The 17530-nt window shown below is 63.4% G+C and carries 14 protein-coding genes; 12 read left to right on the forward strand and 2 right to left on the reverse strand.

Annotated elements, in window-relative coordinates:
- The first annotated feature begins 25 nt into the window (after nt 1-25).
- The 3 genes from PZN02_RS25795 to PZN02_RS25805 all read left to right on the forward strand — a co-directional run bounded on the left by PZN02_RS25795 (nt 26) and on the right by PZN02_RS25805 (nt 2326).
- Nucleotides 26-1252: a YcaO-like family protein gene (locus tag PZN02_RS25795; RefSeq protein ID WP_280661807.1), complete on the forward strand. Its 1227-nt coding sequence runs from the start codon at nt 26-28 to the stop codon at nt 1250-1252.
- A complete protein-coding gene (locus tag PZN02_RS25800) occupies nt 1249-1968 on the forward strand; it encodes a TfuA-like protein (protein ID WP_280661808.1) in 720 nt (239 codons plus the stop codon). The genes PZN02_RS25795 and PZN02_RS25800 overlap by 4 nt, the downstream gene beginning before the upstream one ends.
- Nucleotides 1969-2089: 121 nt before the next feature.
- Nucleotides 2090-2326, forward strand: coding sequence for a hypothetical protein (locus PZN02_RS25805; protein ID WP_280661809.1), 237 nt, complete (start codon nt 2090-2092; stop codon nt 2324-2326).
- Between the two features lie 178 nt (nt 2327-2504).
- On the opposite strand, the gene PZN02_RS25810 is transcribed toward PZN02_RS25805, so the two are convergent.
- On the reverse strand, nt 2505-3461 hold the full coding sequence (locus PZN02_RS25810) for a S1C family serine protease (RefSeq protein WP_280661810.1): 957 nt from the start codon (nt 3459-3461) through the stop codon (nt 2505-2507).
- Nucleotides 3462-3789: 328 nt separating this feature from the next.
- Here PZN02_RS25810 and PZN02_RS25815 point away from each other — a divergent pair, with 328 nt between their 5' ends.
- The 9 genes from PZN02_RS25815 (at nt 3790) to PZN02_RS25855 (ending at nt 16905) form a co-directional block, all read left to right on the forward strand.
- On the forward strand, nt 3790-4383 hold the full coding sequence (locus tag PZN02_RS25815; RefSeq protein WP_280661811.1) for an ANTAR domain-containing response regulator: 594 nt from the start codon (nt 3790-3792) through the stop codon (nt 4381-4383).
- A gap of 1 nt (nt 4384) precedes the next feature.
- Complete coding sequence (locus PZN02_RS25820) at nt 4385-5605, forward strand: CmpA/NrtA family ABC transporter substrate-binding protein (RefSeq protein WP_280661812.1); 1221 nt, start codon at nt 4385-4387, stop codon at nt 5603-5605.
- Nucleotides 5606-5957: 352 nt separating this feature from the next.
- Complete coding sequence (locus PZN02_RS25825; RefSeq protein WP_280661813.1) at nt 5958-7358, forward strand: CmpA/NrtA family ABC transporter substrate-binding protein; 1401 nt, start codon at nt 5958-5960, stop codon at nt 7356-7358.
- Between the two features lie 71 nt (nt 7359-7429).
- Complete coding sequence (locus tag PZN02_RS25830; protein WP_280661814.1) at nt 7430-8503, forward strand: ABC transporter permease; 1074 nt, start codon at nt 7430-7432, stop codon at nt 8501-8503.
- 9 nt (nt 8504-8512) lie between these two features.
- The gene (locus PZN02_RS25835) at nt 8513-10276 is read left to right on the forward strand and encodes an ABC transporter ATP-binding protein (RefSeq protein WP_280661815.1); all 1764 of its coding nucleotides are present in this window, start codon (nt 8513-8515) and stop codon (nt 10274-10276) included.
- Between the two features lie 4 nt (nt 10277-10280).
- A complete protein-coding gene (gene nirB / locus PZN02_RS25840) occupies nt 10281-12731 on the forward strand; it encodes a nitrite reductase large subunit NirB (protein WP_280661816.1) in 2451 nt (816 codons plus the stop codon).
- Nucleotides 12732-12735: 4 nt separating this feature from the next.
- Nucleotides 12736-13074, forward strand: a complete 339-nt coding sequence (gene nirD, locus PZN02_RS25845; protein ID WP_280661817.1) for a nitrite reductase small subunit NirD — start codon at nt 12736-12738, stop codon at nt 13072-13074.
- 2 nt (nt 13075-13076) lie between these two features.
- The gene (locus PZN02_RS25850; RefSeq protein WP_280661818.1) at nt 13077-15734 is read left to right on the forward strand and encodes a nitrate reductase; all 2658 of its coding nucleotides are present in this window, start codon (nt 13077-13079) and stop codon (nt 15732-15734) included.
- Nucleotides 15706-16905, forward strand: coding sequence for a siroheme synthase family protein (locus PZN02_RS25855; protein ID WP_280661819.1), 1200 nt, complete (start codon nt 15706-15708; stop codon nt 16903-16905). Before PZN02_RS25850 ends, PZN02_RS25855 begins: the two co-directional genes overlap by 29 nt.
- Nucleotides 16906-16937: 32 nt before the next feature.
- Here PZN02_RS25855 and PZN02_RS25860 read toward each other — a convergent pair whose 3' ends face one another.
- A complete protein-coding gene (locus PZN02_RS25860; protein ID WP_280661820.1) occupies nt 16938-17417 on the reverse strand; it encodes an NUDIX hydrolase in 480 nt (159 codons plus the stop codon).
- Between the last annotated feature and the right edge of the window lie 113 nt (nt 17418-17530).

The following is a 17530-nucleotide window of genomic DNA, read 5'->3' on the forward strand; positions in this document are numbered from 1 at the left end:
CATAGGCGCGGGGGCGGCCGACCAAATGGGGCTGCTGTCCGCGCGTCTCTTCAAAGTCATGTCTGGCTCAATTCGCTATTCCGATCGCATCTGCACCGCCGAAACGACCTTCGGCCGGATCGAGCCTTTTTTGCGGGCGTTCGGCATCACGCGACTTGCGCGCCTGACCGGACTGGATTGCATCGGCATACCCGTCTGGAATGCCGTTTCTCCGAATTCGAAGTCGCTGGTGATCAATCAAGGCAAGGGCATAACGGACATCGACGCGAAAGTCTCGGCGGCGATGGAGGCGCTCGAGCGCACCGTCGCGTGCGCGCCACGCGTGCCGACGAGAGTTGCGAGCCGCAACGACCTGTTGGCCGAAGACAATCAGGCCCTGTCTCTGCCGGGGCTGATCGCGAGCGGCCAGCCGGACCTTGCCGACGACGAGCCGATCCGGTGGGTTCTCGGCCGCAACCTCGACGGAGGCGCGCCGACATGGGTTCCGCTGGAGGCCGCCCTCCTCGACAGGACGGTGGAGAACTGTCGGTACTGGCAATCATCCGATGGCCTCGCATCCGGCAATATTGAAACCGAAGCGGTGCTGCATGGACTCTTGGAACGGATCGAACGCGACGCCGAGGTGCTCTGGCGCCTCACGCCATTAGCCTCGAGGCTCAGAAGCTGCGTTGCAGCGCAAGCGCTCGGCGATCCGGTGCTTGCTGCGATGGCCGGGAAAATTGCCGCGGCCGATCTCGAGCTCCGCCTTTTCGACATCACCAGCGATGTCGGCGTACCGTGCTTCACCGCAGTTGTAGCCGGGAACGACATCCTCACGGCCAAGGCGCCGCTTTTTCACCATGTCACGGTCGGGCATGGGGCACATCCGAATGCAGCCAGAGCGGCAATCCGCGCCGTGACCGAGGCGGCCCAATCGAGACTCACATATATCAGCGGCGCGCGCGACGACGTCTATCCGGAGACCTTCGTTCGCCCATTGCCGCAGCAGACGCAAAAACTGTTCGGGGCTGTGCCGCAAGAGCTGACACGTGTCCACGCCACAGAGGTGGGAGGGCCGGACGCGCTCTTGTCTTACGTCCTGCAGCGGCTGCGCGACGCAGGCATCGGTCTGGTCATCTCCGTGCCGTTGCTTGGTGATGATCTCCCCTTCGCGGTTGTCAAAGTGTTCGTTCCGGAGCTGGAAAACCCGGAGGGCGAGCGCAAGCGCCGCTTCGGCACGCGAGCGCTCTCCTGGGCACTGGAGGTGGCGTGAAGATCGTCTTCGTCGGTCCGACCGTCCCCGATGCGCGCGAACGCGCCGGTGTGGCTTTCGCGGTCCGGCCGCCGGCGATGCAGGGAGACATCTTGCGCGCCGTACGCGCCGGCGCGACGATCATCGGCCTTGTCGACGGCAATTTCGAACATGTGGCGCCGGTCTGGCACAAGGAAATACTGTTCGCCCTGTCGCAAGGCGTACGCGTCTTTGGGGCGGCGAGCATGGGTGCCTTGCGCGCCGCCGAATGCGCGGCCTTCGGAATGGTCGGGATCGGAGAAATATATCGCCAGTATGCCGCAGGCGAGCTGGCGGACGACTCGGATGTGGCCCTGCTTCACGCTCCCACCGAGCTCGGCTATGCGCCGCTCACGGTCCCGCTGGTCAATGTGCGCGCGACGCTTGCACGCCTCAGGCATGCCGGCTCGATCAAATCCGCAGACGCGGCCCGGATCGAGGCGGCAGCCGGACGGATATTCTACAAGCGGCGTACCTGGGCAGCAATCGTTGCCGAGGCAGACCTTCGAGCGGATGGCGATCGCGCCGCCTTGGCGGCAAGGCTGCAGCAGGAGATCGTCGACCAGAAGCGCGCCGACGCCCTCGCGCTCTTCGACGCGGTCCGGGCTCAGCCGGACGAACGACGCCGCGAAAGACCCGGCTGGGCGTTCAATTCGACAAGTATGTGGAAGGTTTTGCTAAATCAACCTGAGACGTAGGTTCGGTTGCATTTCCCATTCAGCGTGTGTCACGCTCGTGTCACGCCCACGGCCCGGAAGTCACGCTATATTGCTGACGAAAGCGGGTCGCAGTGACCCCCGAGTGGCACTGGGGAATATCATGCAGCAATCCATTAAGTTACCTATCGACGCGGAAGACAAGGAGAAAGAACTTCTGGCCCTTGCCCGCCTCGTCAGCTACGCGCGAGACTCCGCCAAGACACTAAACGTCGAAGGCGCACAATATTGCCTGGAACTGGCTTTGGCCTCCCTGCTCCAGGAAGTCGAATACATCACCGACAAGAACGTTCTTCCGACAGTCGACCTGATGGCGCTGGGCAGCCTGGGCCGCTGCTAACCAACGCATGTCGCTCGAGAGCGTGCAGCGCTCATGGGCAACGGCAGCATAGAGACGAAGATACGTCGTTTCAAAGGGTTAGATGAAATGAACTGGGAGAGAGGGGCGAGGAGCTGGAGCGGTTTCGACTGGGATCGCGCTCCAGCTCCTCGGACTCGTTGGCGTCGGCGTGGCCCGCTCACGATCGAGCGATGGGCACCAATGTCCTCTTTTCGATCTTGCCCGTCACCGAAAAGATCAGGAATTCGGTCGCCTGACCGATCCTCTCCCCGTCCATCAGCCTGACGACATCGTCCACGCCGCCGACGGGCTTGCCGTCGATCGACAGGATATAGTCGCCTTCCCGAAGACCACCGCGCTCGGCCGGGCCGCCGGGTTCCAGCCGTCTCAGCCGGACCGACGTCGTCCGGTCGGTTCCCGCCGCCAGCGCGATCCTGCGCGGCAACTCAATCGTGTCGGCGGCAATGCCGATATACGCCCGCCTGACATGGCCGTATCGGAGAATCTCGGAAATCACGAAATTCGCCGTGTTCGAGGCGACCGCAAAGGCGATGCTCTGCGCTCCCTGGATCCCGGCCGTGTTGACCCCGATCACTTCGCCGCCCGACGAGACGAGCGGCCCTCCCGAGTTTCCGGGATTGAGGGCGGCGTCCGTCTGGATCACGTCGTCCATCAGGCGCCCGTTCGCCGCCCGCATGGTGCGACCAAGCGCCGAGACGATGCCCGCCGTGACGGTCCATTCGAAACCCAGCGGATTGCCGATGGCGATGGCGATGTGCCCTCGTCGCAACCGCTTCGAATCGCCCAGTCGCGCCCAGGCGCCGACGCTCGAGTTCGCTCGTATGAGCGCGATGTCGGTGTCGACGTCGCGACCAAGCACACGACCTTCCGTCACATAGCCGTCCGGCGTCGTGATTCGCACAGCCTTAGAATCCCCGACGACGTGATTGTTCGTCACGATCAACCCGTCGGAAGAAACCGCGAAGCCCGAGCCATGACCAGCCCTGCCGCCAAACCGCTCGATGCGGCTGACCGCCGGGCCGACCACATCGACCGCGCCGGCAATTGCGTGCGAATAGGCGTCCGTCAGCGCGCCGTCGTCGGCGGGCGCCATTTCCTTTTTGATGAAACCCATGATCTGATCCTCAAGCGGCGGCGACCATCGCCGCCGAACCAACGGACCGAAGCAATTTGGTACTGTTGTTCAAAATAGATGGATGGGCCCGCGGATCGGTTCAAGCCTACAGCGCCGCGCGTCTCATCAGACGTGCAAAGGACGCTGTAGCACTTTGAATTGGTGCATGTTCTTAACCTTAAATCGGCTACGATTTAAGGTTACATGCAGTCGGCTGAATCGAGGCACTCCGCGCACCACCTTGCCTTAAATTCATGCATTTCATCCATGCGCAAAATTTTTAGGCAAACATATTGCGAAATTTGTTGCACTGCATCATGATCGCCGCATGACCCGCCGCGACCTGACCATTCTTGTGATTGACGAGAACGCCATCCGCGCCTCGATCATCGAGGAAGGCTTGCGCGATGCCGGCCACAACCGCGTGAGCATCGTGCACGATGTCCATGGCGTCGGACGGGTGATCGAACGGTTGCAGCCGGATGTGATCGTCATCGATCTCGAAAATCCCAATCGCGATTTGTTGGAGAGCATGTTCCAGCTCTCCCGCTCGGTAAAGCGCCCGATCGCCATGTTCGTCGATCGATCCGACAGCAGCATGATCGAAGCGGCGATCGACGCCGGCGTCTCGGCCTATGTCGTCGACGGACTGCGGCAGGAGCGCGTGAAGTCGATCCTCGATATGGCGATCGGCCGTTTCAATGCCTTTTCACGCATGGAGCGCGAGTTGGCGGAAGCGCGCAGCGAGCTTGCGGACCGCAAAGTGATCGATCGCGCCAAGGGCATCCTGATGAAGTCGCGCGGCATCAGCGAAGAAGAGGCCTACAAGCTCCTGCGCACGACCGCGATGAACCAGAACCGCAAGATAGCCGAAATCGCACAAAGCCTTGTGCTGGCGGCGGGATTGCTGGAGGACCCGTAATATGGCTGCCACCGCCGACATCACCCTCGGCTTCATGCCGCTCTTCGACAGCGCCGTGCTGATCGCCGCCAGCGAAAAGGGCTTCATCGCCGACGAGGGCCTGTCGGTGCAACTCGTCCGAGAAACCTCCTGGGCCAATATCCGCGATCGGATCGCCGTCGGCCATTTCCAGGCGGCCCACATGCTGGCGCCAATGCCGATTGCATCCAATCTCGGTCTCACGCCGCTGTCGCTGGACCTCGTGGCGCCCTTTGCGCTCGGACTTGGCGGCAATGCGGTGACAGTCTCACGCAGTCTTTGGGACCGCATGGTCAAAGACGATGCCGGACCCGGCACCGACCCGAGCGCCAACGGCGCGGCGCTGAGGCGCGTCGTCGAACACCGCCGCGAAGCGGGCGAGCCGCCACTGCGCTTTGCCGTCGTCCACCCCTTCTCCGGCCATAACTACGAGTTGCGCTATTGGCTCGCCGGCTGCGGCATCGATCCGGAAAGCCACGTCGAGATTGTCGTCGTTCCCCCGCCGCTGATGGCCGATGCGCTGTCGACCGGCGCGATCGACGGCTTCTGCGTCGGCGAACCGTGGAACAGCGTCGCGGTCGCACGCCATGCCGGACGCATTGCCACCACAAAGGCGTCGATCTGGCGGCTGAGCCCGGAAAAGGTGCTCGGTGTTTCGGCCCGGTTCGCCTCCGAAAATCGCCCCGCGCTGGACGCGCTGCTGCGCGCGCTCTACCGAAGCTCGATGTGGTGCGGCGAAGGCACAAATCACGAAGAACTCGCGGCACTGATGAGCACCCCTGCCTATCTCGACCTGCCGCGTAAAGCGCTGATGCCGATCCTCACGGGCCGACTGATGCTCGGCGACGGCGCGACCGGCGACATTCCCGAGTTCTTTGTCCCGCATGCCAAGGGAGCGACTTTTCCCTGGCAGAGCCACGCCCTCTGGTTCTACAGCCAGATGGTGCGCTGGGGACACACACCGCACTCGGCAGCACTTGCTGAGCGCGCGCGTGACACCTACCGGCCCGACATCTACCGGCAGGCGCTGAAGCCGATCGCCGCGCCGATGCCCGGCGCCAATATGAAGGTCGAAGGCGCCCTGACTGTCGCGGCTCCAGTCGGCGCTTCGGAAAAAGGGCTCGTTCTAGGCCCCGACGGCTTTTTCGACGGCCGGATCTTCGACCCGGATCGCCTCGACGCCTATCTGGCGAGCCAGCGCTGACCCCTCCGGTGCACTGCTCGATTATTGTGCACTGCGCAAAATTTATTCAAGCAACAGCTTATTCGCCTCTCATCAGCTGACCGGCCATTTGGTTTTAATCCTGAAAAATCATGAGAATCGGCCCGCCCACGAAACTGGCACGGTTCCTGCATTGAGGAGAGCGTAGGACCCTTTGGGGGTCCGCTCGAAATAATCGGCGTCCAATGACGGGCGCAGAAGGCAAGGCTGCCAAACCGGGAACGCGCTCTGAACGAGGCAGAGCGTTGAACTGCGGTTTGGCGGCCTTTTCTTTTTTGTCCCGAACGTCGCAACCGCAGGCGAGCCTCCCATCGCCGGCACACAGGAGAAAAGCATGAACAGGCCTTCTACCGGAAAATTCGCGAAGTGTTCGCTCACCGCCGCGTGGGCGGCCGCACTCTATGTCGGCGCCGGCTCTTTCGCGGCCGCCGAGATGCTCGAGGTCGAAAAGGACGAGCTCAAGCTCGGCTTCATCAAGCTCACCGACATGGCGCCTCTCGCGATCGCCTATGAGAAGGGCTTCTTCGAGGAAGAGGGGCTGTTCGTCACGCTCGAACCGCAGGCCAACTGGAAGGTGCTGCTCGATCGCGTGATCACCGGCGAACTGGATGGAGCGCATATGCTTGCCGGCCAGCCGCTCGCCGCCACCATCGGCTTCGGCACGAAGGCGCATATCGTCACGCCCTTCTCCATGGACCTGAACGGCAACGGCATCACCGTCTCGAATGAAGTCTGGGCGATGATGAAGGAAAACATTCCGCTCGGCGAGGACGGCAAACCCGTCCACCCCATCAAGGCCGATGCGCTGAAGCCCGTCGTCGATGCGTTCAAGGCCGAGGGAAAGCCGTTCAATCTCGGCATGGTGTTTCCGGTTTCCACCCACAACTACGAGCTTCGCTATTGGCTCGCTTCCGGAGGCATCCATCCGGGATTCTATTCACCAGAAAACGTCACGGGGCAGATCAGGGCGGACGCGCTGCTTTCCGTGACGCCCCCGCCGCAGATGCCCTCCACACTCGAAGCAGGCACGATCGTCGGCTACAGCGTCGGCGAACCCTGGAACCAGGCCGCGGTCTTCAAGGGCATCGGCGTTCCGGTCGTGACCGACTATGAAATCTGGAAGAACAATCCGGAGAAGGTCTTCGGGCTGACCAAGGAATTCACCGAGAAATATCCGAACACGACGCTTGCGCTGACAAAGGCGCTCATTCGCGCCGCCAAATGGCTGGACGAAAACAACAACGCCAACAGGGCCGAGGCCGTCGAAATCCTGTCGCGCAGCGAATATGTCGGCGCCGATGCGGACGTGATCGCGAACTCGATGACCGGCACCTTCGAATACGAGCGGGGCGACAAGCGCGAGGTTCCCGACTTCAACGTGTTCTTCCGCCACAACGCGACCTATCCGTTCTACTCCGACGCCATCTGGTACCTGACGCAGATGCGCCGCTGGGGGCAGATCGCCGAGCACAAGGACGATGCCTGGTACGCGGAAACGGCAAAGTCCGTCTACCTGCCTGACATCTACACGAAAGCGGCAGAGATGCTGGTCGAAGAGAGCAAGGCCGACAAGAGCGACTTCCCCTTCGGTACAGACGGCTACAGGGCGCCGACCTCCGACTTCATCGACGGCGTCACCTTCGATGCCAAGGCGCCGAACGCCTACATCGACTCCCTCAAGATCGGGCTGAAGAACGAACAGACGATATCCGGGTCGGATGTCGTTGGCGGCTGAACATCGGGCTGGCGGCGCGAAACCCGAGGCCGCCTGTTCTCTACCAAAATTTCAACAGATGAGACAAATCCATGACTCAAGCGATCACCGTGGCTGACCCGAAACTCGCGCGACGAGAGCGTCTGTTTCAGCGGATCAACAAAGCCGCCGGCTGGCTCAATGTGCTTGGCCTCGGCTGGGTGACCCCGATCCTGCGCATGGCGGCCGGCGACAATGTTGCCGAGCAGATGGCCGAAATTCGCAAGGCGCTGCTGGTGCCCCTTGCTGGCATCCTGTGCTTCCTCGCGCTCTGGGGCGTTCTTGCACCGAAGGTTCAAACCTCGCTCGGCGCCATTCCGGGGCCTGCGGCCGTCTTCGACCAGGCGAGCGTGCTCCTTGAGGACCACTTCGCGGAGCGGCGCAAGGCCGCCGCCTTCTACGCCCGGCAGGACGAGCGCAATGCCAAGCTCGTCGCCGAGGGCAAGCCCGACCAGGTGAAGCATCGTGTGTTCACCGGCAAGCCGACCTATATCGACCAGATCACGACGTCGCTAATGACGGTCGGGCTCGGCTTCGTGATTGCAACGCTGGTCGCCGTACCGCTCGGGATCGCCTCGGGTCTCTCCAAGACGATCAGCGGCGCCATCAACCCGCTGATCCAGATCTTCAAGCCCGTCTCGCCGCTGGCATGGCTGCCGATCGTGACCATGATCGTCTCGGCGCTTTATGCAGACCCGTCGAGCCTGCTGCCGAAGTCTCTGGTGATCTCGGCGGTGACCGTGACCCTCTGTTCGCTGTGGCCGACACTGATCAATACGGCGCTCGGCGTCGCCTCGATCGACAAGGACCTGGTGAACGTCGGCAAGGTCCTGCAGCTTTCGACTGCGACGACGATCCGTAAGCTCGTTCTGCCTTCCGCCCTTCCGTTGATCTTCACCGGGCTGAGACTCTCGCTCGGCGTGGGCTGGATGGTGCTGATTGCGGCTGAGATGCTCGCCCAGAACCCCGGCCTTGGAAAGTTCGTTTGGGACGAATTCCAGAACGGCTCCTCCGACTCGCTCGCCCGCATCATGGTCGCAGTTCTGTCGATCGGCATCATCGGCTTCATTCTGGACCGGGTCATGTATGCCCTCCAGTCGGCCTTCACCTTCTCGTCGAACCGGTAGGAGGCGCGCGTGACAATTCTCCAATTGAGCGATGTCTCGAAGTCCTTCGGTGAGGGCAAATCGCGCAACGACATCCTTTCGGGCGTAAACCTCAAGGTCGAGGAAGGCGAATTCATTGCCATCGTCGGCTTTTCCGGCTCGGGCAAATCGACGCTGATTTCCCTCCTCGCCGGCCTGACGATGCCGGATCGGGGCGCAGTGCTCTTCCGCGACAAGGAAGTGTCGGGTCCCGGACCGGAGCGCGGGGTCGTCTTCCAGTCCTATTCGCTGATGCCCTGGCTGTCGGTCCGCGCCAATGTCGCCCTTGCCGTCGATGCGGTGCATTCCGCCAAGAGCAAAGCGGAAAGAGCGAGCATCGTTCAGTACTATATCGAGATGGTGGGTCTCGCCCATGCAACGGAGCGCCGGCCTGCGGAGCTCTCGGGTGGCATGCGCCAGCGCGTGGCCGTGGCAAGAGCGCTCGCGATGCGGCCCGACGTGCTCCTGCTCGACGAACCGCTCTCGGCACTCGACGCGCTCACCCGCTCGAAGCTGCAGGACGAATTCGCCGAAATCTCGTCGAAGGAAAAGAAGACCATCATCCTCATCACCAACGACGTCGATGAGGCGATCCTGCTTGCCGACAGGATCGTTCCCTTGACGCCCGGCCCGAATGCCTCGCTGGGCCCAAGCTTCGAGGTGAACCTGCCGCGCCCGCGCGACCGCGCGGAAATGAACTCGAACGCCGAGTTCATCCGCCTTCGTGGCGCCGTCACCGAATATCTGATGGATCTGGGCGCGGGACGAAATACTGCCGAAAGCGGCGCGGTCGCCTTGCCCAACGTCGTGCCGATCACGCAGAAGCTTACCGGCACCAAGCTGCCGGACGCCTATACTCGAAAGGCGCGCTCCGCGATCGAGAAGAGCTACGTCGAATTTTTCGAGGTCCGAAAGGTCTATCCGACGCCGAAAGGTCCGCTGACGGTGGTCGACGGCTTCAACCTCAAGATGAACAGAGGCGAATTCGTCTCGATCATCGGCCACTCGGGATGCGGCAAGTCGACCGTCCTGTCGATGATGGCCGGCCTCAACCCGATCTCGTCCGGCGGCATCATCCTCGACGGACGGGAAATTTCCGGGGCCGGTCCGGATCGAGCGGTGGTTTTCCAGGCCCCCTCGCTGCTTCCCTGGCTGACCGCCCGCGAAAACGTCGCGCTCGGCGTCGACCGGGTCTATCCCGACGCGACGCCGGCCGAGCGCCGCGACGTCGTCGAATATTACCTGCAGCGCGTCGGTCTCGGCGATGCGATGCACCGGCTTGCGGCGGACCTGTCGAACGGCATGAAGCAGCGCGTCGGCATCGCCCGGGCGTTCGCGCTGTCGCCGAAACTGCTCCTCCTCGACGAACCCTTCGGCATGCTCGACAGCCTCACCCGCTGGGAGCTGCAGGAAGTGCTGATGGACGTGTGGAAGCGGACCCAGGTGACGGCAATCTGCGTCACGCATGACGTCGACGAGGCGATCCTGCTCGCGGACCGGGTGGTGATGATGTCGAACGGCCCGAACGCGCGGATCGGCAATATCATGGAAGTGAACCTGCCGCGGCCTCGCTCGCGCAAGGAGCTCCTGTCGCACCCCGACTACTACGCCTACCGCGAGGAGCTTCTGGACTTCCTCGAGGCCTACGAAGGCGGCGCCAGCCCCGCTCCCGAACATCTCGAAGCGATCCGGGCGAAGCGCGCCGCCCGAACGATGTTGTCCGCCCAAACCCTCAAGAAACAAGCCGCGGAGTAATGGAATGACCGAGAAGCTGGTTATTGTTGGCAACGGCATGGCGCCTGGCCGCATGCTGGAAGAACTCTTCGAGAGCGCCCCCGGGCGTTATCAGGTGACGATTTTCAACGCCGAACCGCGCGTCAATTACGACCGCATCATGCTTTCTCCGGTGCTTTCCGGCGAAAAGACCTACGAGCAGATCGTCATCCATGGCGACGGCTGGTACATCCAGCACGGCATCACGCTTTACAAGGGTCACAAGATCGTTGCGATAGATCGCAACGCCAAGACGGTCACCTCCGACCATGGCGTGACGGAAAGCTATGACAAGCTGGTGATCGCCACCGGCTCCGTGCCCTTCATCATTCCCGTGCCGGGCAAGGATCTGCGCGGCGTCATCACCTACCGCGATCTCGACGACGTGCAGGCGATGCTGCTCGCGGCGCAGTCGCGCGAGACGGCGATCGTTATCGGTGGTGGTCTGCTTGGCCTCGAAGCGGCAGCGGGCCTGAAAGCCCGTGGCATGGACGTCACCGTACTGCACGTCATGCCGACGCTGATGGAGCGCCAGCTCGACCCGGCCGCCGGTTACCTCTTGCAGAAGGCGGTCGAGGAACGCGGCATCAAGGTCATCACCAAGGCAAATACCAAACGGATCCTTGGCGAGGACAAGGTCGAGGGCATCGAGCTCGACGACGGCCGCATCATCCCGGCGACACTGGTCGTGATGGCGGTCGGCATCAGGCCGAATGCCAGCCTCGCCAAGGAAGCGGGGCTCGCCGTCAACCGTGGTATCGTCGTCGACGCCGGCATGCAGACCTCCGACGGGGATATCATGGCACTCGGCGAATGCGCCGAAGTCGACGGCATGGTCTACGGCCTGGTGGCCCCGCTCTACGAGATGGCGCGGGTTGCCGCCCGCCACCTTGTCGGTGATCGCAGCGCCGCCTTCGTCCATTCCGATACGCCGACAAAGCTGAAGGTGACCGGCATCAACCTCTATTCGGTCGGCGATTTCGCCGATGGCGACGGCCGCGAGGAGATCGTGCTGCGCGATGCCACCGCCGGCATCTACAAGCGGCTGGTGCTCAAGGACAACCGCATCATCGGCACAGTGCTCTATGGAGACACCGCCGACGGAGCCTGGTTCAACGACCTATTGAAGCGCGGCACCGACATAACCGAAATGCGCGACACGTTGATCTTCGGCCAGGCCTATCAGGGAGGGTCCCCGCTGGACCCTATGGCGGCCGTTGCAGCCTTGCCGGATGATGCGGAAATCTGCGGCTGCAACGGCGTCTGCAAGGGCAAGATCGTCGGGGCGATCACCGGAAAGGGCCTGACGTCGCTGGACGACGTGCGTGCCCACACCAAGGCTTCGGCCTCCTGCGGCTCCTGCACCGGGCTGGTCGAGCAACTGATGTCGCTCACCCTCGGCGACGCCTACAATCCGACCGCCGTGCAGCCGATGTGCGGCTGCACGGAACTCGGGCATGACGACGTGCGCCGCCTCATCAAGGCGAAGAAGCTGAAGACCATTCCCGCCGTCATGCAGGAGTTGGAGTGGAAGACCTCCTGCGGCTGCGCGAAATGCCGGCCGGCGCTCAATTATTACCTCGTCTGCGACTGGCCGGACGAATATGCCGACGACTACCAGTCGCGCTTCATCAACGAACGCGTCCACGCCAACATCCAGAAGGATGGCACCTATTCTGTGGTGCCGCGCATGTGGGGCGGCGTGACCAATTCGAAGGAACTGCGCGCCATCGCCGATGTCGTCGACAAGTTCGATGTCCCGCTCGTCAAGGTCACCGGCGGCCAGCGCATCGACCTGCTCGGCATCCAGAAGGAAGACCTGCCGGCCGTCTGGGCCGATCTCGGCAAGGCCGGCTTCGTCTCGGGCCAGGCCTATGCCAAGGGCTTGAGGACGGTGAAGACCTGCGTCGGCTCCGATTGGTGCCGCTTCGGCACGCAGGATTCGACCGGGCTCGGCATCCGCATCGAGAAGTTCATGTGGGGCTCGTGGACTCCCGCCAAGGTGAAGATGGCCGTCTCCGGCTGTCCACGCAATTGCGCCGAAGCGACCTGCAAGGACGTCGGCGTCATCTGCGTCGACTCCGGTTTCGAGATCCATTTCGCCGGTGCGGCCGGACTCGACATCAAGGGCACCGAGGTCCTGGGGCTCGTCAAGACCGAGGACGAGGCGCTGGAGCACATCGTTGCCCTGACGCAGATGTATCGCGAGCAGGCCCGCTATCTCGAGCGCATCTACAAATGGGCAAAACGCATCGGCCTCGACGAGATCCGCCGCCAGATCATGGACGATGCGGAGAAGCGCAGGGCCTATTTCGACCGCTTCGTCTTCAGCCAGAAATTCGCCCAGGTCGACCCCTGGTCGGAGCGCGTCTCCGGCAAGGACAAGCATGAGTTCCGGCCGATGGCGACGGTCGGGTTCAATCAGGCAGCGGAGTGAGGTGATGGAAATGAACTGGATCGCAATCGGCAATATTTCCGATATCCCTCTGCGAGGCGCGCGCTGCGTGAGGACGCCGCAGGGCAAGATCGCCGTCTTCCGGACCGCGGAGAACGACGTCTTCGCGATCGAGGACCACTGCCCCCACAAGGGCGGGCCGCTTTCCCAAGGGATCGTCCACGGCACTGCCGTGACCTGCCCGCTGCACAATTGGGTGATCTCGCTCGAAACCGGCAAGGCGCTCGGCGCCGACGAGGGCGAGGTCCGCACGATCCCCGTGAAAAACGACAACGGCGCGCTCTTCATCGCGCTCGAAAACCTGGCACTGGCAGCGGCGGAGTAGGCATGGCGTGCGAGGTCAAAACCACCTGCCCCTATTGCGGCGTCGGCTGCGGCGTCATCGCCCGCGTGGACGATGACGCCGCCGTCAGCGTCAAGGGCGATCCCGAGCATCCGGCCAATTTCAGCCGGCTCTGTTCCAAAGGCTCGGCACTTGCCGAAACCCTCGATCTTGACGGTCGCCTTCTCCATCCGAAGATCGGCGGCCGCCGCGCAGGCTGGGACGAAGCGCTCAATCTCGTCGCCGACCGCTTCACGCAAACCATTGCCGAGCACGGCCCGGATTCGGTCGCCTTCTATGTCTCCGGCCAATTGCTGACCGAGGACTATTACGTCGCCAACAAGCTGATGAAGGGTTTTATCGGTTCGGCCAACATCGACACGAACTCACGCCTGTGCATGTCGTCCTCGGTTGCCGGTCACCGCCGCGCATTCGGGTCCGACACGGTTCCTGGCACCTACGAAGATCTTGAGCTTGCCGATCTCGTCGTGCTTACCGGTTCCAATCTCGCCTGGTGCCACCCGGTCCTTTACCAGCGCCTTGCCGCGGCCAAGGCGAGCCGCCCCGAGATGAAGGTTGTCGTCATCGATCCACGGCGCACCATGACCGCCGACATCGCCGATATGCATCTGGCGCTCGCCCCAGACAGCGACGTCGCGCTTTTCAACGGTCTGTTTGCCCATCTGGCGGCGAGCGGCGCCGTCGATCAGAACTATATTTCTGCGCACACAAAGGGCTTCGCCGAGGCCTTTGCAGCCGCTTCCGCGCTGGATCTCGCGGAACTCGCGGCCCTGACCGGCCTCTCGCAGGCGCAATTGCGCGATTTCTTCCGCCTGTTCGAGACGACCGAGAAGGTCGTCACCTGTTACAGCCAGGGCGTCAACCAGTCGTCTTGCGGCACGGACAAGGTCAACGCCATCATCAACTGCCATCTCGCGACCGGCCGGATCGGCCGGCCAGGCATGGGTCCCTTCTCGCTGACAGGCCAGCCCAACGCTATGGGCGGACGCGAGGTCGGCGGGTTGGCCAATATGCTCGCCGCCCATCTCGACATCGAGAAATCCATTCACCGTGATCTCGTCCGGCGCTTTTGGGGCGCGCCCGCGCTCGCACGCAAGCCGGGACTCAAGGCCGTGGACATGTTTCGCGCCGTCGCCGACGGGCGGATCAAGGCACTCTGGATCATGGCAACGAACCCGGTCGTCTCGATGCCCGACGCGGACGCGGTCGAGGCCGCGATCAGGGCCTGTCCCTTCGTCGTCGTCTCCGACATCCTTAGTGAGACCGATACCGCGCGTCATGCTCACGTGGCTCTGCCATCGCTCGGCTGGGGCGAGAAAGACGGCACGGTCACCAATTCCGAACGGCGCATTTCCCGCCAGCGCGCCTTCCTCGACGCGCCCGGCGAGGCGCGCCCCGACTGGTGGCAACTGGCCGAGGTCGGGCGGCGCATGGGTTTTTCGCAAGCCTTCGCCCATGCTTCCGCCGCTGAAATCTTCGCCGAACATGCCGCACTCTCCAGCTTCGAAAACGACGGCCGCCGCGATTTCGACATCGGCGCCCACGCGACGATCGACAAGGCGGCCTACGACGATCTGAAGCCGTTCCAGTGGCCGCAGCCGCAGGGCACGCAGCCCCGGGAGAAGCGGTTTTTCGCCGACGGCGGGTTCTACCATGCGGACGGGCGCGCCAGTTTCATCGCCGTCGACGCGTCTCCCTCCAAACGGGCAAACGGCGCCTATCCTTACACGCTCAACACCGGCCGGGTGCGCGACCACTGGCACACGATGACCCGGACGGGGAAGAGCGCGCGGCTCTCCGCCCATATCGCCGAACCGTTCGCAGAGATTCATCCGCGCGATGCCGAGAGGCTTGCCGTCGCGGATGCCGATCTGGTGAAAATCGAGAGCCCCTACGGACAGGCGATCGTCCGCGCGCTCCTTACCGAACGCCAGGCGGAGGGAAGTCTCTTCGTGCCGATGCACTGGAACGACCAGTTCGCCTCGAAGGGCCGCATCGACGCGCTGGTGCCGCCGATCACGGACCCTGTTTCCGGGCAGCCGGCGTCGAAAAACATCGCCATCAAGGCTGCCCGTTTCGCCGCCCGGGCCTATGGTTTCGCGGTCTCCGCCGGAAAACCTCAAGGCGTCGATGCCGCTTACTGGGCACTCGCCAAGGCCGACGGCGGCTGGCGCCTGGAACTTGCCTTCGCCGAGCCGCAAGCGGACTGGATCGGCTGGTGCCGGCGGGCTTTTTCGATCCCGGCCGGAATCGAGCCGATCGGCTACACCGATCGTCAGTCCGGCGAACTCCGCCTCGCCTTTTTCGACGGCGACAGGCTGCTTGCCGCCCTTTTCCTCGCGTCCCGGCCCGTGGCGGCAGCCCGCAACTGGGCGGTCTCGCAGCTTCGTGCCTCGCATAAAGACCTCGGCACGCGCTTCGCCGTCGCCGCGGGTCGCCCCGGCGCGGGCAGAGAGGACCCGGGCGCCACGGTCTGCTCCTGCTTCAGCGTCGGCGTCAATCAGATCACCGCCGCCATTCGGGATGGCTGCCACAGTGTCCAGGCGATCGGCGAGAGGCTTAGCGCCGGCACCAATTGCGGCTCCTGCCGCGCAGAGATCAGGGGGATCATCGATGGATGCCTTGCCGCTGCCGCTGAATGATCGGGCCGCAAAACCGTCGCCGCAACGCGTCGCTCCGCTTGCTACCCTGCCGCTGTTCTGGACCTTGAAGAACAAGCGCGTCGTCGTCGCCGGCGGCAGCGACGCCGCCGCCTGGAAGGCGGAATTGCTGGCGGCCTGCGGCGCGGAGGTTCATCTTCATGCGCCACGCGCGGAGCTGAGTGACGTCTTTCTCGGTCTCATGCAGCGCGGCGCCGCCCACGAAGACGGCCGCCTCGTCCATCACGACGAGTTCTGGCACCCCGGCATCTTTTCCGGGGCCGCGATCGCGATCGCCGATTGCGGCGACGACGCCGAAGCCGAGGCATTCTTCAATGCGGCGCGCGCGGCCGGCGTTCCCGTCAATGTCATCGACAAGCCGGCCTTTTGCCAGTTCCAGTTCGGCTCGATCGTCAATCGCTCGCCAGTCGTCGTGTCGATTTCGACCGACGGCGCCGCGCCGATCCTCGCACAAGCGATCCGCCGTCGGATCGAGGCCCTGCTGCCGCCGGCAATCAAGGGCTGGGCAACGATCGCGCGAGCCGTCCGCGAAAGGGTCAACGCACGACTGAATCCGGGCGCGGCGCGCCGCAGCTTCTGGGAGCGGTTCGTCGATCGCGCCTTTCTGGAGACACCGGAGGAGGGTGTCGTGACGCGGCTGATGGACGAGCTGGATTGCGTTTCCGCGACCCGCTCCGCCATCGGCCGCGTCACGATCGTCGGCGCGGGTCCGGGCGATGCCGAACTCCTGACGTTGAAGGCCGTTCGTGCCTTGCAGGCCGCCGATGTCATTCTCTTCGACGAACCGATCTCGAACGATGTGCTCGAACTTTCCCGCCGGGAGGCAAAGCGCCAGTTCGTGCGCCGGCCGGACAGCCGGGTCTCAGATGACCTGGGCGATATCCATGATGCCATGGTTGAGCTGGTCCTTTCAGGCAAGCGCGTGGTGCGCCTCAAATCCGGTGACCCCACCGCTTCGCTCGGATTGCGCAAAGAAATCCGACTGCTGGAAAGCGAAGGCATTCCCGTCGAGATCGTGCCGGGGGTACGGGCCGAACGCCGTCAACCCAACGCTCAGGGGCCGAGCAAGATCGACGGGCTTCCCAATCTCGGCATTGCTGCCGGCTTGACGACTGTAGCCGCGGGCCAGAGCGTGCACATCGCCAATCACTGACACCTGCAGCATGCCCCTACACCTGCTGAAAGTCATTCGGGCGACGGCGGCGCCTCGCTGCGCAATGCTTCAAGGCGATCGAGAAATGGTCGCTGGGACGCGTTTATCTTCTCCCGCGCTTCCGGCAGGCTGAACCATCCGGCGCGATCGACTTCCGGAAAGGCCTGTGTCTGGCCGCTGTGTGGCGGCCATTCCATTTCGAACATATTGCTGCGGATATCGGTGATGTCGACATCGCTCTCGCTGGCGAAGGCGGTGACGAGCTTGCCGCCTTTCTGGCGCAGCTCGCCAAGGAGCTCCAACGCCCCGCTCATCGCGATGCCGGTTTCCTCCAGGAACTCGCGCCGTGCAGCCGCCTCCGGCTGTTCGTCCGAGTCATATTCCCCCTTCGGGATAGACCATGCCCCAGCGTCCCTGTTGCTCCAGAAGGGACCGCCGGGGTGGACAAGCAGGACACGCAACGCCTCGCCGTCGTATTTGTAGAGCAGGATGCCTGCGCTTCTTTTCGGCATTTGCGATCCTTCCGAGGTCGATGGCAGTCTTGATGAAAATGGTGGTCTTCGATGTGGAGGGAACAGGGGCTATCCGGCGTCCCTGGCAAGAGGATATCATTGCCGAGCCGCAT

The sequence above is a fragment of the Sinorhizobium garamanticum genome (genome assembly GCF_029892065.1).
Taxonomy (GTDB): domain Bacteria; phylum Pseudomonadota; class Alphaproteobacteria; order Rhizobiales; family Rhizobiaceae; genus Sinorhizobium; species Sinorhizobium garamanticum.

Bases quoted from the DNA above. Each gene is read 5' to 3' on its own strand.
- PZN02_RS25850 (WP_280661818.1), top strand. From the start codon at position 13,077: ATGGCGTGCGAGGTCAAAACCACCTGCCCCTATTGCGGCGTCGGCTGC.
- PZN02_RS25810 (WP_280661810.1), bottom strand. From the start codon at position 3,461: ATGGGTTTCATCAAAAAGGAAATGGCGCCCGCCGACGACGGCGCGCTG.
- PZN02_RS25860 (WP_280661820.1), bottom strand. From the start codon at position 17,417: ATGCCGAAAAGAAGCGCAGGCATCCTGCTCTACAAATACGACGGCGAG.
- PZN02_RS25825 (WP_280661813.1), top strand. From the start codon at position 5,958: ATGAACAGGCCTTCTACCGGAAAATTCGCGAAGTGTTCGCTCACCGCC.
- PZN02_RS25855 (WP_280661819.1), top strand. From the start codon at position 15,706: ATGGATGCCTTGCCGCTGCCGCTGAATGATCGGGCCGCAAAACCGTCG.
- PZN02_RS25820 (WP_280661812.1), top strand. From the start codon at position 4,385: ATGGCTGCCACCGCCGACATCACCCTCGGCTTCATGCCGCTCTTCGAC.
- PZN02_RS25815 (WP_280661811.1), top strand. From the start codon at position 3,790: ATGACCCGCCGCGACCTGACCATTCTTGTGATTGACGAGAACGCCATC.
- PZN02_RS25830 (WP_280661814.1), top strand. From the start codon at position 7,430: ATGACTCAAGCGATCACCGTGGCTGACCCGAAACTCGCGCGACGAGAG.
- nirD (WP_280661817.1), top strand. From the start codon at position 12,736: ATGGAAATGAACTGGATCGCAATCGGCAATATTTCCGATATCCCTCTG.
- nirB (WP_280661816.1), top strand. From the start codon at position 10,281: ATGACCGAGAAGCTGGTTATTGTTGGCAACGGCATGGCGCCTGGCCGC.
- PZN02_RS25795 (WP_280661807.1), top strand. From the start codon at position 26: ATGGGGCTGCTGTCCGCGCGTCTCTTCAAAGTCATGTCTGGCTCAATT.
- PZN02_RS25805 (WP_280661809.1), top strand. From the start codon at position 2,090: ATGCAGCAATCCATTAAGTTACCTATCGACGCGGAAGACAAGGAGAAA.